Genomic DNA, 13,577 nt, shown 5'->3' on the forward strand with positions numbered 1-13,577 from the left:
CGCGGCGGGTGCGGTTTGGCACGGGGTCTGATCCTCCCTTGGACGCTGTGCCTGCGCGCTTTCTCGCCGCCCCGCTCCTCCGCAGGATCTGGCAAAAAATGCCGGAAAAACAAGGCCCCGGCCCGCAACTGCGGCACAATCTTGGGAAGAATGCTAAGGGGTATACCATGGTGCGCAATTGCGCCAAAGGTATCGGTTTGGTGACGGCTGGGGCTGTGGCAGGCTGAGGCCAAGCGCCGCATGTGACGGTGCAGGGAGGACAATTTGCGAAACTTTGCCATCATGCTGGTACTCGGCATGTGCGGGCTGCTCGTCGCCGCGCCTGCGGCGGCTGTTGAGATGCGCTCTGCCGTGTTCCGGATCGACTATCCAACGCTTGCGCCGATTTCTCGCTTTGACGATGTGCCCGAAGACTTGGGCTTTGCGGGCGCGGTGCTTGCGACCGAAGACAACATGACCACGGGCAGCTTTCTGGGCCATACCTACGAGGTAGAGACCGTCGCCGCCCCGCCCGAAGAGGCCGACGCTGCCTTTCAGGCGCTGCTCGATGCGGGCCATGAGATCATTGTAGTACTGGCCGAGGGAGATGACTTGCTGCGCCTTGCCGATATGGCGGGCGAGGGGGTGCTGCTGCTCAATGCGCTGGCCGGGGACGTGGCCCTGCGCGACGGCGAATGCCGTGCCAACCTGCTGCATATCGCGCCGTCCATGGCCCAGAGGGCCGATGGAGTGGCGCAATTCGCCGTATGGAAAAAATGGACGCAGTGGATGCTGATCCACGGCTCCAACCCCGCCGATCTGGCGCAGGCAGAGGCCTACCGGCGGGCCGCGGCGAAGTTTGGCGCGCAGATCGTGGAGGAGCGCGAGTTTGAAGACACCGGCGGCGCAAGGCGCACGGATTCGGGGCACGTGCTTGTGCAACGCCAGATCCCCGTCGCCACGCAGGGGGCCGAAGAGCATGACATCGTCATTGCCGCCGACGCCTCCGACTACTTCGCACCCTACCTTCCGTTTCACCTCTGGACGCCCGCACCGGTGATGGGGGCGGCGGGGCTGCGGCCCGTTACCTTCCACGGATCGCAAGAGGCCTGGGGCGCGACCCAGTTTCAGACCCGCTTTGAAGAACTCGCCGGGCGCTACGTGCGCGAGGAGGATTACAACACATGGCTCGCCCTACGGGTCATCGGGGAGGCAGTGACGCGGGCCAGCACCGGTGAGGTAGCGGCCTTGCGCGACTACCTCTTGAGCGACGATTTCGAAGTGGCTGCCTTCAAGGGGGTGCCGGTCACATTCCGCCCGTGGAACGGGCAATTGCGCCAGCCGATCTTGCTTTTTGACGGGCGGATCACAGCCAGCGTTTCACCGCAGGACGGCTTTTTGCATCAGGTCTCACCGCTCGACACGCTCGGGCTGGACCGGCCCGAAAGCGCCTGCACCGCATTTGGAGGATGAGTATGAGAGGATTGGCCCTGGCCGCTTTGCTGGCCACAACGGCGCTGCCCGCGATGGCGGAGAAGGTGTTTGTTTCCAACGAGCGGGGCAACACCGTCACAGTGCTGGACGCCGCAAGCTGGGAGGTGCTGGAAGAGTTTTCCGCAGGGAACCGCCCGCGCGGCATTACCATCAGCCCGGATGGCAAGCTGCTCTATGTCTGCGCCAGCGATGATGATCTGGTCCGGGTGTTCGACACGGAGACCTATGAGGAACTATATTCGCTGCCCAGCGGCCCGGACCCGGAGCTGTTTGTGCTGCATCCCTCCGGCAACCCGCTCTACATTGCCAATGAGGACGATAACCTTGTGACGGTGGTGGACACCGAGAGCCATACCGTGCTGGCCGAGGTGCCCGTGGGCGTGGAGCCGGAAGGCATGGGGATTTCGGCAGACAGCAAGTGGGTGGTGAACACCTCTGAAACCACTAATATGGCGCATTTCATCGACACGTCGGACTATTCGATCAAGCATAACATCCTTGTCGATCAGCGCCCGCGCTATGCGGAGTTTACCGCCGATGGCAAATGGCTCTTCGTCACCTCCGAGATCGGCGGCACGGTGAGCGTGATCGACATGACGGGCGAGGCCCCGAACCTGACGCAGAAGATCGGCTTCAAGGTGGCGGGCGTGCAGCCCGAGTGGCTGCAACCCGTGGGCGCGAAGGCCACCAGCGATGGCAATTGGCTGTTCGTCGCACTAGGCCCGGCCAACCGGGTCGCGGTGGTCAATATCAACACGATGGAAGTGGAAAAATACATTCTGGTCGGGCAACGCGTGTGGCAACTGGCCTTTACACCCGGCGAGGAGTTTCTGGTGACGACGAATGGCAACTCCAACGATGTGACGATCATCGACGTGGAAGCGCAGGAGGCGATCAAATCGGTGCAGGTGGGGCAACAGCCCTGGGGTGCCGTGGCGACGCCGGAATGATGGGAGGAATAATGAAATACCTGACACTGGCGCTCACCGCGCTCATGGCGGCCCCTGCTGCGGCAGCTCCGCTTTGCGATGACCTTGGCTTTGCCGGGCTGCTGGCAAGCTGTAACCGGGGCGACCCGATCGAACTGACGCTGGCCTCGGGCCAGCCGCTTTCGGCCGAGGGCACCTACACCCTGCAATCGGGCGCCTACTACAAGCTGATGATTACCGCCGATGGATCGGCAGAACTGGCGATCAGCGGGCCGGACTTCTTCAGGGCGATCTGGATGAACGAGATCGTCATCAACCAGATCGAGATCCGGCCGATGGCGGTTGAGAGCCTCGAATTCGACGCAGCGGGAACGGCGGAAATCTCCTTTGTGGCGATCAAGCCGGGCAGCCACGTGCTGCGCATCCCCGGAAGCACTGGCGAAACGCAGATGGTCACTTTCAACATCCAATAGGGAGGAAACCCGGATGAAATACGCGATTACAACCCTTGCTGCCACCCTGATGCTAGGCGGTGCCGCCTTTGCCGAAGCCCATGGCGACGGGCCCGATGCCGAGACGGTCGAGAAGATCATGATGAAGCTGACGGAAATGAAGTGCCAGATGGACGAAGATGACATCGAGATGGAAGATGACGGTGGCTACGATCTGGATGACGTGATTTGCGAGGGCGGTCAGCAATATGACATCACGCTCGACGCGGAGCTGAACGAAACCGGGCGGCGCGCCGAGTAGCCCGCCCATCGGCCCCTTGCCTGTGCAGGAGCAGGGCAGGGGGCCTCACTCTGGGAGGACTGACATGATGACGCTGAGAACACTTGCACTGGCCGGGGCTGCTGCCCTTGCCACGGCGGCGAGCGCGATTGCGCAGGATTTGCCGCAGATCCGGGCAGCTGTGCTGAAGATCGGCACGGTGAACTGGGAGCTTGAGACGATCAAGGCCAATGGCTTTGACAAGAAGCACGGCTTTGAGCTTGTGGTGCAGCCCTTTGCCGACAATGGCGCGACACGGGTGGCGCTGGAGGGCGGCGAGGCCGACCTGGCCGTGGCCGACTGGATCTGGGTTGCCCGGCAGCGGGCGGTAGGCAAGGATTATGTTGTGGTGCCCTATTCCAAGGCCGTTGGCGGCCTCGTGGTGGGGGAGGGTAGCGACATTCAGAGCCTTGAGGACATGAAGGGCAAGAAGGTCGGCATTGCCGGCGGGCCGCTTGACAAGAGCTGGCTGATCCTGCGCGCCTATGCCGAGCAGGAATACGGGATGGACCTGAAGGCCGAGACCGAGCAGGTGTTTGGCGCGCCGCCGCTGATCTTCAAGAGCGGGCTTTCGGGTGAGACGGATGGGGCCATAAACTTCTGGCACTTCCTCGCCAAGATGAAGGCGGCGGGCATGCGCGAGGTGATCTCGGTGGAGACGGCCAGTTCTGCGCTTGGGCTCGACCCGGAAACGCCGCTGCTGGGCTACGTGATGAAAGAGAGCTTCCTTGCGGAAAACCCCGACCTGGGCCATGCCATGTATCGGGCCAGTCGGGATGCAAAGGAGCTTCTGGCCTCTGACGATGCCGCATGGGAGGCGATCCGCCCGATGATGAATGCCAAGACCGACGCGCAGTTTGAAACGCTAAAAACGGACTTTCGCGCCGGGATTCCGGCCGATGCACCGGTTTCGGAAGCCGGGGCGGACGCGCTGCTGAAGGTTATGGCAAGCCTCGGCGGAGCGGAACTGGTGGGTGAAGCGACGGAGCTGCCCAAGGGCCTGTTCCTGACCTCCGAATAACCGCGTGAAAGGGGTCGGCACGCCAGCGCTATCGCTTCTGGGGCTCGTTTGCCTCTGGATCGTTGCCGCCGCGCTGACAGCCGACCCGACGATCCTGCCCCAGCCCTGGGCGCTGATCGGGCCATTTTGGGCCGAGTTGCGTGCGGGTGAGCTGCTATATCATCTGGGCCATACGCTTTTGCGTGTGGCCTGGGCGTTTTTACTGGCGATGTCGATTGGCTGCGTGCTGGGCCTGATGATGGGCCGCAGCGAGCGGGTGAACCAATGGCTGGACCCGTGGCTGGTGGTGTTTTTGAATCTGCCGGCGCTGGTGCTGATCGTGCTTTGCTACCTCTGGATTGGCCTCACCGAAGCGGCTGCCATTGCCGCCGTAACGCTCAACAAGATCCCAAATGTGACCACGGTCATAAGAGAGGGCGCGCGGGCGCTCTCGCCGGATCTGGACGCGATGGCAGGGGTTTACCGGATGCCCTTCATCGACCGGCTGCGCCACGTGGTGCTGCCCCAGCTTGCCCCCTTCATGGCCGCCGCAGCCCGCTCGGGCATCGCCGTGATCTGGAAGATTGTGCTGGTGGTGGAGTTCTTGGGCCGCTCCTCGGGCGTGGGCTTTCAAATCCACCTCTACTTCCAGCTCTTCGACGTGGCGATGGTGCTGGTGTATGCCTTCTCCTTCATCGCGGTGATGCTGACGGTGGAATGGGCCGTGCTGCAACCCTGGGAACGGCGCACACGCCGGTGGCGGACGGCATGATTTCGGTCGATATCCATTCCAAGCACTTCGGCGAGAGCCAGGTGCTGGGCCGCGTGCGGTTTGAACTGGGGCAGGGGGAAACCCTTGCCGTTCTGGGGCCGTCCGGTGTGGGCAAAAGCACCATGCTGCGGATCGTGGCGGGGATCGACCGGCGCTTTGAAGGCCATGTGGAGCGGCCCGAGCGCATGGCCATCGTGTTTCAGGAGCCGACGTTGCTGCCGTGGCGCACCGTTCTCCAAAACCTGACGCTGGTGCATCGCGGGCTGGGTGACGCCGAGGCGAAGGAGGCGCTGGGGCGGGTTGGGATTGCCGATAAGGCAGGGCTCTTTCCGGGGCAGCTTTCGCTTGGCCAGCAACGGCGGCTTTCACTCGCGCGGGCCTTCGCGGGCAAGCCGGAGTTTTTGGTGATGGATGAGCCCTTCGTGTCGCTCGATGTGGAGATGGCCGATGGCATGATGCGGCTGACAGAGGCGCTCATTGCAGAGGTCGGGCCATCGGTGCTGCTGGTCACACACGCCCGCGAGGAAGCGGAGCGGCTTGCGGGGCGCATCCTGCACCTTGAAGGCAGCCCGGCGGTGCTGCATCCTGAGGAAAAGGACCACCTCAGATGTGTAAAGCCCTGACAGAGCTTTGTTTTCCGGCATGAGCGAGGCGCTCCTCCTGCGTGATGTGTCGTTTCGCTATGGCGCGAAACAGGCGCTGGATGGCGTCAGCTTTGCAGTGCCGCGCGGGCGGTTTTGTGCCTTGCTGGGGCCAAACGGGGCAGGGAAGAGCACGCTGTTTTCTCTGCTGACCCGGCTGTTGGTGACGCGCGAGGGCGACATCCGGGTCGCCGGGCATGATATGGCCCGCGCGCCCCGGGCGGCTTTGGCCAAGATCGGCGTGGTCTTTCAGCAATCGACGCTTGATCTGGATATGACGGTGGCCCGCAATATGGCCTATTTTGCATCGCTCCACGGCATCTCGGGCCGGGCCGCGCAGGCGCAGATCGACGCGGCGCTCGACCGGCTGAAAATGCGCGAACGTGCCGGCGAAAAGGTGCGCAGCCTCAACGGCGGGCACCGGCGGCGGATGGAGATTGCCCGCGCGCTGGTGCATGGCCCGGAACTGCTGCTGCTTGATGAGCCGACAGTGGGGCTGGATACCGCCTCACGGATGGCAATTACTGAACATGTTCATGCACTTGCGGGCGGAGGCTTAAGTGTTCTCTGGTGCACGCATCTGGTGGATGAGATCGCCCCGGAAGATGACGTTGTGGTGCTGCACAAGGGCCGGGTACTGGCGCAAAAGCGGGCCAGTGAACTTGCTGGCGACGGCTCTCTGCAAGATGCCTTCATGGAGATGACAGGCGCGGGGCAGGGCGCATGACCGGCTTTTTCACCGCCCTTGTCGCCATCGTGCGGCGCGAGGCGGCGCGCTTCGTCAATCAGCGGTCCCGCTTTTTCTCGGCGCTGGTGCGGCCGCTTGTCTGGCTAATCATCTTTGCCGCAGGCTTTCGTGCCGCGCTCGGCGTGTCGATCATCCCGCCGTATCAGACCTATATCACCTATGAGGTCTATATCCTGCCGGGCCTATGCGGAATGATCCAGCTTTTCAATGGGATGCAAAGCTCTCTGAGCCTGGTTTACGATCAGGAGATGGGCTCGATGCGGCTGTTGCTGACTTCGCCGCTGCCGCGCTGGTGGCTGTTGTTCTGCAAGCTGATGGCCGGTGTGGCAGTGTCGATCTTGCAGGTTTACGCCTTCCTCGGGATCGCGGCGCTCTATGGCATCCAGCTGCCTTGGGAGGGGTATCTACTGGTGTTTCCGGCGCTTGTGCTCAGCGGGCTGATGCTGGGCGCACTGGGGCTGCTCATCAGCTCCACGGTCAAACAGCTGGAAAACTTCGCGGGGGTGATGAACTTCGTGATCTTCCCGATGTTTTTCCTGAGCTCGGCACTTTACCCACTGTGGAAGATGGCCGAGAGCTCTGAGCTGTTGCGGGACATCTGCGCGTGGAACCCGTTTACCCATTCTGTCGAGCTGATCCGCTTTTCGCTCTACGCCACGCCAAACCTTTGGGCGCTTGTCATCGTAGCGGTTTGCTTCGCCGCGTTCTTTGTTCTGGCGCTCTGGGGCTATGACCCGGCGCGGGGGCTCATGCGGCGAAAAGGGGGGTGACGGGGCGCTTGAGTATATATGACCTTGGTAGCGTCCATTATGCCTATAATCAGTATTATGTTAATATATAAGGTTGAGGAATGTCGGGTAACCACCTGCCATAACACCATATTCGCCATATGGGTGTTGGCGCTCAACTTATTCACGAATTAACCAACTCCGTTACTGTTTCAGCAGAATTCCGCCTGAGCAATCGACAACCTGGGTTTAAGACCATAGGTCAAGCTGGGGATAACGAGGAATGGGTGCAGGTGTTACTGCCTGCGCGCCAGTTAAACAAAAATGCTAGATACGGTTGAGAAGATCATTGCTTGCCGCAACTTGGAAGACGTCTGGGGGTATCTGCGCGGTGCGATGGCGGAGTTCGGGCTTACCCGCCTTCTCTATGGCCTAACCAGTCACCGCTCGGGGCTGCACCTCGGCGACCGGCAAGACATTACCATCATGTCGACCTTCGACCCCGACTATATGGCGCGGTTCCTTGATGAAGGGCTGTACTTTCATGCGCCGATGGTGCGCTGGGGCATCGACAATGTGGGCGCTCGCTCTTGGCGGTGGATTGCAGAGCGCGCGGAAGCCGGGCTGATGGATTCCGCTGAGCAGCGGTTGTTTGAGCTCAATCACAGCTATGATCTACTGACGGGCATTACGCTGAGCTTTCCGCACTCCAGCCAGCGCACGCGTGCCGGGATCGGGCTGGCACCCGATCCGGGCGTGGAGCAGGATGAGGTTGATGAGATCTGGGACCGTCATGGCCGCGAGATCTGGGCGCTGAACAACGTGGCGCACCTCAAGATAACCACCCTGCCCCTCCTGAACGCCCGCCGCCCGCTGACCCCGCGTCAGCGCGAGGTGCTGGAATGGGTTGGCGATGGCAAGACGACCGCCGATATCGCAACCATCGTTGGGCTGACTGCGGCCACCGTTGAGAAGCACCTACGGCTCGCACGCGAGTCTCTGGGGGTTGAAACCACCGCACAGGCGGTGCTGAAGGCGAGCCTTCTTAACCAGATTTATCAAGTTGAACGCGGCGGATAGCCGGGCCTGTCCTGCAAATCCGTGAACGAGCGTGAATGTAGCGTGAAAAGGATTGTGGGTAAGCTTTTCCCTGCTTTCCTTCCCTTACGGTATTTGTCACTTTGACACCGTTCCGTGAGTGGTGGCATTAGCCAAGGAACTCGTGGCAGGAGTGGCCTCACAATACTGGGGAGCTCAGGCTACACCGGGTAACCGGATCGCTGGCCTGGGGGTGTATTTTCACCTGCCGGGTCGGCACCCCGAACAGGATAGCCTGTCCTCATCCCCAAAATGACGCGGTGTCATTCGGTTCGGTTTTTGTGGTGCGGTCCCTTCCCAGGGTGCCGCACCACAGTGTTTTCACTGGTGTGTCAAAACGAAAAAGGGCCGCCGAACCTGCGTTCGACGGCCCCTGTTTTTCAGATTGAAAGGCTTAGCCCTGGGCAGCCTTGGCGACTTCGGCGGCGAAGTCTTCGGTTTTCTTCTCGATGCCTTCACCCACTTCAAGACGCACGAAGCCGACGATCTCGGCACCGGCTTCCTTGGCGGCCTCGGCCACAGTCAGGTCGGGGTTGATGACGAAGGACTGGTTGAGAAGCGTGATCTCGGCGAGAAACTTCTTCATCCGGCCAACGATCATCTTTTCGATGACCTGCTCGGGCTTGCCGCTTTCGCGGGCGATGTCCATCTGCACCTGACGCTCTTTCTCGACGATCTCCTGATCGAGCTCATCTTCGTTGAGGGCCTGCGGGCGCGGGTCGGCGGCGGCCACGTGCATGGCAACCTGCTTGCCGAAGGCCTCATCACCGCCCTTGAGGGCGACGAGCACGCCGATTTTGCCCATGCCGGGCGCAGCAGCGTTGTGCACGTAGGACACAACGGTTTCGCCCTCGATCTTCGCCATGCGGCGGATCGACATGTTCTCGCCGATGGTGGCGATCTTGTCGGTGATCACGGCTTCAACGGTTTTGCCGCCCATGTCGGCGGCTTTCAGCGCGTCAACGTCATCAACGCCGGTGGCCACATCGGCAATGCCGGCAACCATTTCCTGGAATTCGGCGTTCTTGGCGACGAAGTCGGTTTCGGCGTTCACCTCAACGGCCACGCCCTTGCCACCCTCAACCTTGACGGCCACGAGGCCCTCGGCGGCGGTGCGGCCGGATTTTTTGGCGGCTTTGGCAAGGCCCTTGGTGCGCAGCCAGTCGATGGCGGCTTCCATGTCGCCGTCGTTCTCGGTCAGCGCCTTCTTGGCGTCCATCATGCCAGCGCCAGTCTTGTCGCGCAGCTCTTTCACCAGTGCAGCGGTAATAGCCATGTCATGCTCCTTCGGGAGATCTTATTGCAATAGGTACGGGCGGTTATGCACCGCCCGTTTATCGGTGTGATGACAAGGGGGTGGGGCCATCAAAGCCCCCTGCCCCGGTGCCTCTCAGCTCTCGGCGGCCTCTTGGGCGGGCGCAGCCTCTTCAGCCGCGGGGCCTTCTTCACCGGCTTCAGCGGCGAGCGCCTCTTCAACAGCGGCCTCTTCCAGCGCGCCGATGTCAACGCCGGCGGCGCCCATCTGGGCGGTCATGCCGTCGAGCGCGGCGCGGGCGATGAGGTCGCAGTAGAGCGCGATGGCGCGGGCGGCGTCGTCGTTGCCGGGGATGATGTAGTCGATGCCATCGGGCGAGCAGTTGGTGTCGACCACGGCCACGACCGGGATGCCAAGTTTCTTGGCTTCGGCGATGGCGAGGTCTTCCTTGTTCACGTCGATGACGAAGAGCAGGTCGGGCAGGCCGCCCATTTCGCGGATACCGCCGAGCGAGGCTTGCAGTTTGGCCTGCTCGCGCTCCATGCCGAGACGCTCTTTCTTGGTCAGGCCTTCAAAACCGATGGCCGACTGCTCGTCGATGTTCTTGAGGCGCTGGATCGACTGGGAGACGGTCTTCCAGTTGGTCAGCGTGCCACCGAGCCAGCGGTGGTTCATGTAGTACTGCGCGCATTTTTCGGCGGCTTCAGCAATCGGGCGAGCGGCCTGACGCTTGGTGCCAACGAAGAGGATGCGGCCGTTCTTGGCCACGGTCTCACGCACGACGTTGAGCGCGGCGTCCAGCATCGGGACGGTCTGCGTCAGGTCGAGAATGTGGATGCCGTTGCGGTCGCCATAGATGAACTCGCCCATGCGGGGGTTCCATCGTTGGGTCTGGTGACCAAAGTGAACGCCAGCTTCAAGCAGCTGACGCATGGAGAAATCAGGGAGCGCCATGTCCAATGTTCCTTTTCCGGTTTGCGCCTCGGCGGGGCGTGAGGGCTGATGCCCAACCGGCGGACCTTTGCGGGATGTCTCCCCGCAGGGCCCAAACCCCGCCTGTGAAGTGTTCGCGCATCTAGCGCGGGTCGCAAAAACTTGCAACCCCGGATCGCAACCCCTATCTGTTTTAGCAGACAGACGCTGCGGGTTACCGTGGCAAATATTTTTTGACCGATCATTTTACCGAAAGGCGCAGGCCATGCCCCCCGCCGCCAGACTCAGTGATTTTCACGTGTGCCCATTGGTTACTCCGGGCGTTCCCCCCATTCCGCATGTCGGTGGCCCGATCCTGCCGGCCTGTTCGACCAACGTGTTCACCTGCAACCTGCCTCAGGCGCGACTGTCGGATAAGGCGTTTTGCGTCGGCCCGCCCGACGTTATCGTCTTCGGCTCCCCGACCGTGCTCGTCAACAACCTGCCCGCCGCTCGCATGGGCGACCCCTGCGCCCATGGCGGCACCATCACCATGGGCTGCCCCACGGTGATGATCGGGGTGGCCTATACACCCGGGAGCATGTTGCAAAGCGCGGCCAACGGGGTGAACCCTTCGGGCAGCGTGATCAACTGCGGCCATTCCATCGACGCGGTGCTCGACCGGCTCGACGGCACCGACCCCAACGCCACCGCCCCGGCGCATGGTGACGGGTCGTTCTCTGACATCGAGGCACGGCACGGGACCACGCTCCAGTGGGGCTCCAGCTTTCAGGATGCGTTCGACGCGGTTCAGGCCGGCGGCCCCGGAACCCGGGCGATCGTGGGGATCGGCTATTCCAGCGGCACCGCCTCCCACGTCGTCGTCATGGCCAATGACGGGGGCACCGTGGGGATCGTCGAAAGCCAGGACTGGGGGCCGGGCAACCGGAGAGAGGTGATCACCGATGCGGCGAGAGCGAACCAGCGTTACAACTCTGATGGCGGCAGCAATATTGGCTGGGGCCTTGTGCCTTGAGCCGGGAGACGGACTGATGGCGGGAGAGCGGATCACACCGGAAGAGGCGCTGGCGCTGGTGCAGGAGAAGATCGCCAAGATCAGCGACCATGACTTCGTGGTTGAGGAAGAGCGCACGATGGAGCGCACCTATGGCTGGATCTTCTTCTACAACACCCGGGCCTACCTGTCGTCGGGCGACCCGAGCGATACCATGCCGGGCACCGCGCCGATTGTCGTTCTGCATGATGGCTCGGTTGTGCCTATGCCCAGCTCGATGCCCCCGCAGACGGCGATTTTGCGGTTCGAGGAAATGCTCGAAAACCCCGATATGCGGCCCGAAGACTGGAAATAGGCTTGCCTTCGGGGGCTTGCCTCGGCCCGCGCTTGGAGCCACAAAGCGCGCATGGCTGCGCCCTCCATCCTCTGTATCGGCTCCGTCCTCTGGGACGTGATCGGCCGCACTCCCGCCTCGATGCGGCTGGGCGCGGATGTGCCGGGCCGGATCACACGCATTCCGGGCGGCGTTGCGCTCAACATCGCCATGGCCCTGCGCCGCGCCGGGTTGTCGCCGGTGCTGCTGAGCTCGGTGGGCCGCGACGGGCCGGGCGAGGAACTGGTGGCGCGTTGCGACCTGCTGGGGCTGGAAACCGGCTTCCTGCACCGCTCCGATGACCTGCCGACAGACACCTATATGGCCATCGAAGGCGCGGGCGGGCTGGTGGCGGCGCTGGCCGATGCCCATTCGCTGGAGGCCGCAGGAGCGCGCATCCTGTCACCGTTGGAAGACGGGCGGCTCGGCTCGGCGCAGGCCCCCTACCCCGGCCTCATCGCGCTTGATGGCAATCTGACAGAAACCTTGCTGGCCGAAATCGCTGAAAGCCCCCTGTTCGCGGCCGCCGATTTGCGGGTTGCGCCCGCCTCGCCAGGCAAGGCCGAGCGCCTTCTGCCACTGCTCGGCCATCGGGGCACCACGCTCTACCTCAACCGCGAAGAGGCCGGGCTACTGGCCCAGCGGCCGTTTGACGATGCCGCGAGCGCCGCCAAGGCCCTTGTCGCGCGGGGCGCGGGCCGGGTGCTGGTGACGGATGGCGGGGCGGAAACCTGCGATGCATCCGAGGCCCAAACCCATGTATCCACCCCGCCGCCGGTGATGGTTGAGCGGGTGACGGGCGCGGGAGATACCTTTATGGCCGCCCATATCGCCGCCGAGGCCGCCGGGCAAAACCGGGCCGAGGCGCTGGCCCATGCCCAGGCCGTGACGGCCGCTTATGTTTCTGGAGAAACCCGCCTGTGAAGTTGAAGATCACCGCAGAAGTCGCTGATGCGATTGCTGAAAGCCGCCCCGTGGTTGCTCTGGAGAGCACCATCATCACCCACGGTATGCCCTATCCGCAGAATGTGGAAACCGCGCGCGCTGTGGAGGATGATATCCGCGCGGCCGGTGCGGTTCCGGCCACCATCGCTGTGTTGGAGGGCGCACTCTGTGCCGGGTTGACCGAGGCACAGCTGGACGCGTTGGGGCAGGCAACCGGCGTGGCCAAGCTCTCTCGCGCCGACATCGCCCATTGCCTCGCCAGCGGCGGCACCGGGGCCACCACCGTCGCCGCCACGATGATCGGGGCGCGGCTGGCAGGGATCGAAGTCTTCGCCACCGGCGGCATCGGCGGGGTGCATCGCGGGGCCGAACTGAGCTTTGACATTTCTGCCGACCTTCAGGAACTGGCCAAGACACGGGTGAGCGTGGTGGCCGCCGGGGCAAAGGCGATTCTGGACATCAACAAAACCCTTGAAGTGCTTGAAACCCTTGGCGTTCCGGTCATCACCATGGGGCAGACAGAGTTTCCGGCGTTCTGGTCGCGTAGCTCCGGCCTGCCCTCGCCGCTCAGCGCTGAAACCGCCGCCGAGGTGGCGCAGGCCCACGTGATGCGCGGCAATATGGGCATTGAGGGCGGGCAGCTGGTCGCCAATCCGATTCTGCGCGAGGCCGAAATTCCCGCCGAGGAGCTGGCACCGGTGATCGCCGAGGCGCTGGCCGCTGCCGAAGCCGAGCAGATCGCCGCCAAGGCGGTGACGCCCTTCCTGCTCGACAGGATTTTCCACGCCACAGAGGGGCGCTCGCTGACCGCAAATATTGCCCTTGTGCGCCACAACGCCCGGCTTGCTGCCGAAATCGCAGGCGAAATCGCCCAAATGCGGGCAAAAACGGTGCGTTAACACCTGCCATCCCTTGTC

Annotated in this window: 16 protein-coding genes; 14 read left to right on the plus strand and 2 right to left on the minus strand. The window is 62.9% G+C overall.

Annotation, left to right across the window (positions count from 1 at the left end; all coding sequences use genetic code 11):
• Positions 1 to 282: 282 nt before the first annotated feature.
• From ACXAG6_RS12665 to ACXAG6_RS12710, 10 genes are all read left to right on the plus strand, one after another.
• Positions 283 to 1,452, plus strand: a complete 1,170-nt coding sequence (locus ACXAG6_RS12665) for an ABC transporter substrate-binding protein (protein ID WP_475338019.1) — start codon at positions 283 to 285, stop codon at positions 1,450 to 1,452.
• On the plus strand, positions 1,449 to 2,423 hold the full coding sequence (locus ACXAG6_RS12670) for a YVTN family beta-propeller repeat protein (RefSeq protein WP_475338020.1): 975 nt from the start codon (positions 1,449 to 1,451) through the stop codon (positions 2,421 to 2,423). The genes ACXAG6_RS12665 and ACXAG6_RS12670 overlap by 4 nt, the downstream gene beginning before the upstream one ends.
• 11 nt (positions 2,424 to 2,434) lie before the next feature.
• Positions 2,435 to 2,875 carry a cupredoxin domain-containing protein gene (locus ACXAG6_RS12675; RefSeq protein WP_475338022.1) on the plus strand — a complete coding sequence of 147 codons (441 nt, stop codon included), beginning with the start codon at positions 2,435 to 2,437 and terminating at the stop codon, positions 2,873 to 2,875.
• Between the two features lie 13 nt (positions 2,876 to 2,888).
• Complete coding sequence (locus ACXAG6_RS12680) at positions 2,889 to 3,155, plus strand: PepSY domain-containing protein (RefSeq protein ID WP_475338023.1); 267 nt, start codon at positions 2,889 to 2,891, stop codon at positions 3,153 to 3,155.
• A gap of 67 nt (positions 3,156 to 3,222) precedes the next feature.
• Positions 3,223 to 4,194 (plus strand): ABC transporter substrate-binding protein, encoded by a 972-nt coding sequence (locus tag ACXAG6_RS12685; RefSeq protein WP_475338024.1) that lies wholly within the window; start codon positions 3,223 to 3,225, stop codon positions 4,192 to 4,194.
• Positions 4,195 to 4,198: 4 nt separating this feature from the next.
• Positions 4,199 to 4,945 (plus strand): ABC transporter permease, encoded by a 747-nt coding sequence (locus ACXAG6_RS12690; RefSeq protein WP_475338026.1) that lies wholly within the window; start codon positions 4,199 to 4,201, stop codon positions 4,943 to 4,945.
• Positions 4,942 to 5,568 carry an ABC transporter ATP-binding protein gene (locus tag ACXAG6_RS12695; protein WP_475338027.1) on the plus strand — a complete coding sequence of 209 codons (627 nt, stop codon included), beginning with the start codon at positions 4,942 to 4,944 and terminating at the stop codon, positions 5,566 to 5,568. The genes ACXAG6_RS12690 and ACXAG6_RS12695 overlap by 4 nt, the downstream gene beginning before the upstream one ends.
• Positions 5,569 to 5,587: 19 nt before the next feature.
• Positions 5,588 to 6,313, plus strand: a complete 726-nt coding sequence (locus tag ACXAG6_RS12700; RefSeq protein ID WP_475338029.1) for an ABC transporter ATP-binding protein — start codon at positions 5,588 to 5,590, stop codon at positions 6,311 to 6,313.
• Positions 6,310 to 7,104, plus strand: a complete 795-nt coding sequence (locus ACXAG6_RS12705) for an ABC transporter permease (protein WP_475338030.1) — start codon at positions 6,310 to 6,312, stop codon at positions 7,102 to 7,104. Before ACXAG6_RS12700 ends, ACXAG6_RS12705 begins: the two co-directional genes overlap by 4 nt.
• Before the next feature lie 282 nt (positions 7,105 to 7,386).
• Positions 7,387 to 8,142 (plus strand): LuxR family transcriptional regulator, encoded by a 756-nt coding sequence (locus ACXAG6_RS12710; protein WP_475338031.1) that lies wholly within the window; start codon positions 7,387 to 7,389, stop codon positions 8,140 to 8,142.
• Between the two features lie 412 nt (positions 8,143 to 8,554).
• Here the strand turns inward: ACXAG6_RS12710 and tsf are convergent, their stop codons facing one another.
• Complete coding sequence (gene tsf, locus ACXAG6_RS12715) at positions 8,555 to 9,436, minus strand: translation elongation factor Ts (RefSeq protein WP_140014342.1); 882 nt, start codon at positions 9,434 to 9,436, stop codon at positions 8,555 to 8,557.
• Between the two features lie 114 nt (positions 9,437 to 9,550).
• The gene (rpsB, locus tag ACXAG6_RS12720) at positions 9,551 to 10,369 is read right to left on the minus strand and encodes a 30S ribosomal protein S2 (protein ID WP_475338032.1); all 819 of its coding nucleotides are present in this window, start codon (positions 10,367 to 10,369) and stop codon (positions 9,551 to 9,553) included.
• Between the two features lie 244 nt (positions 10,370 to 10,613).
• Between rpsB and ACXAG6_RS12725 the strand changes: the two genes are divergently transcribed.
• From ACXAG6_RS12725 to ACXAG6_RS12740, 4 genes are read left to right on the plus strand one after another with little or no spacing between them, the layout of a single operon-like run.
• Complete coding sequence (locus tag ACXAG6_RS12725) at positions 10,614 to 11,363, plus strand: PAAR domain-containing protein (RefSeq protein WP_475338034.1); 750 nt, start codon at positions 10,614 to 10,616, stop codon at positions 11,361 to 11,363.
• A gap of 16 nt (positions 11,364 to 11,379) precedes the next feature.
• Complete coding sequence (locus ACXAG6_RS12730) at positions 11,380 to 11,697, plus strand: YrhB domain-containing protein (protein WP_475338035.1); 318 nt, start codon at positions 11,380 to 11,382, stop codon at positions 11,695 to 11,697.
• Positions 11,698 to 11,748: 51 nt separating this feature from the next.
• Complete coding sequence (locus ACXAG6_RS12735; protein ID WP_475338036.1) at positions 11,749 to 12,639, plus strand: PfkB family carbohydrate kinase; 891 nt, start codon at positions 11,749 to 11,751, stop codon at positions 12,637 to 12,639.
• On the plus strand, positions 12,636 to 13,559 hold the full coding sequence (locus ACXAG6_RS12740) for a pseudouridine-5'-phosphate glycosidase (protein ID WP_475338038.1): 924 nt from the start codon (positions 12,636 to 12,638) through the stop codon (positions 13,557 to 13,559). The genes ACXAG6_RS12735 and ACXAG6_RS12740 overlap by 4 nt, the downstream gene beginning before the upstream one ends.
• Positions 13,560 to 13,577: the final 18 nt, after the last annotated feature.

Source organism: Vannielia sp. ABF1_015 (genome assembly GCF_056160745.1).

Coding starts and splice junctions, on each gene's coding strand:
- ACXAG6_RS12665 (WP_475338019.1), top strand. CDS start 283: ATGCTGGTACTCGGCATGTGCGGGCTGCTCGTCGCCGCGCCTGCGGCG.
- ACXAG6_RS12670 (WP_475338020.1), top strand. CDS start 1,449: ATGAGTATGAGAGGATTGGCCCTGGCCGCTTTGCTGGCCACAACGGCG.
- ACXAG6_RS12675 (WP_475338022.1), top strand. CDS start 2,435: ATGAAATACCTGACACTGGCGCTCACCGCGCTCATGGCGGCCCCTGCT.
- ACXAG6_RS12680 (WP_475338023.1), top strand. CDS start 2,889: ATGAAATACGCGATTACAACCCTTGCTGCCACCCTGATGCTAGGCGGT.
- ACXAG6_RS12685 (WP_475338024.1), top strand. CDS start 3,223: ATGACGCTGAGAACACTTGCACTGGCCGGGGCTGCTGCCCTTGCCACG.
- ACXAG6_RS12695 (WP_475338027.1), top strand. CDS start 4,942: ATGATTTCGGTCGATATCCATTCCAAGCACTTCGGCGAGAGCCAGGTG.
- ACXAG6_RS12700 (WP_475338029.1), top strand. CDS start 5,588: ATGAGCGAGGCGCTCCTCCTGCGTGATGTGTCGTTTCGCTATGGCGCG.
- ACXAG6_RS12705 (WP_475338030.1), top strand. CDS start 6,310: ATGACCGGCTTTTTCACCGCCCTTGTCGCCATCGTGCGGCGCGAGGCG.
- ACXAG6_RS12710 (WP_475338031.1), top strand. CDS start 7,387: ATGCTAGATACGGTTGAGAAGATCATTGCTTGCCGCAACTTGGAAGAC.
- tsf (WP_140014342.1), bottom strand. CDS start 9,436: ATGGCTATTACCGCTGCACTGGTGAAAGAGCTGCGCGACAAGACTGGC.
- rpsB (WP_475338032.1), bottom strand. CDS start 10,369: ATGGCGCTCCCTGATTTCTCCATGCGTCAGCTGCTTGAAGCTGGCGTT.
- ACXAG6_RS12725 (WP_475338034.1), top strand. CDS start 10,614: ATGCCCCCCGCCGCCAGACTCAGTGATTTTCACGTGTGCCCATTGGTT.
- ACXAG6_RS12730 (WP_475338035.1), top strand. CDS start 11,380: ATGGCGGGAGAGCGGATCACACCGGAAGAGGCGCTGGCGCTGGTGCAG.
- ACXAG6_RS12735 (WP_475338036.1), top strand. CDS start 11,749: ATGGCTGCGCCCTCCATCCTCTGTATCGGCTCCGTCCTCTGGGACGTG.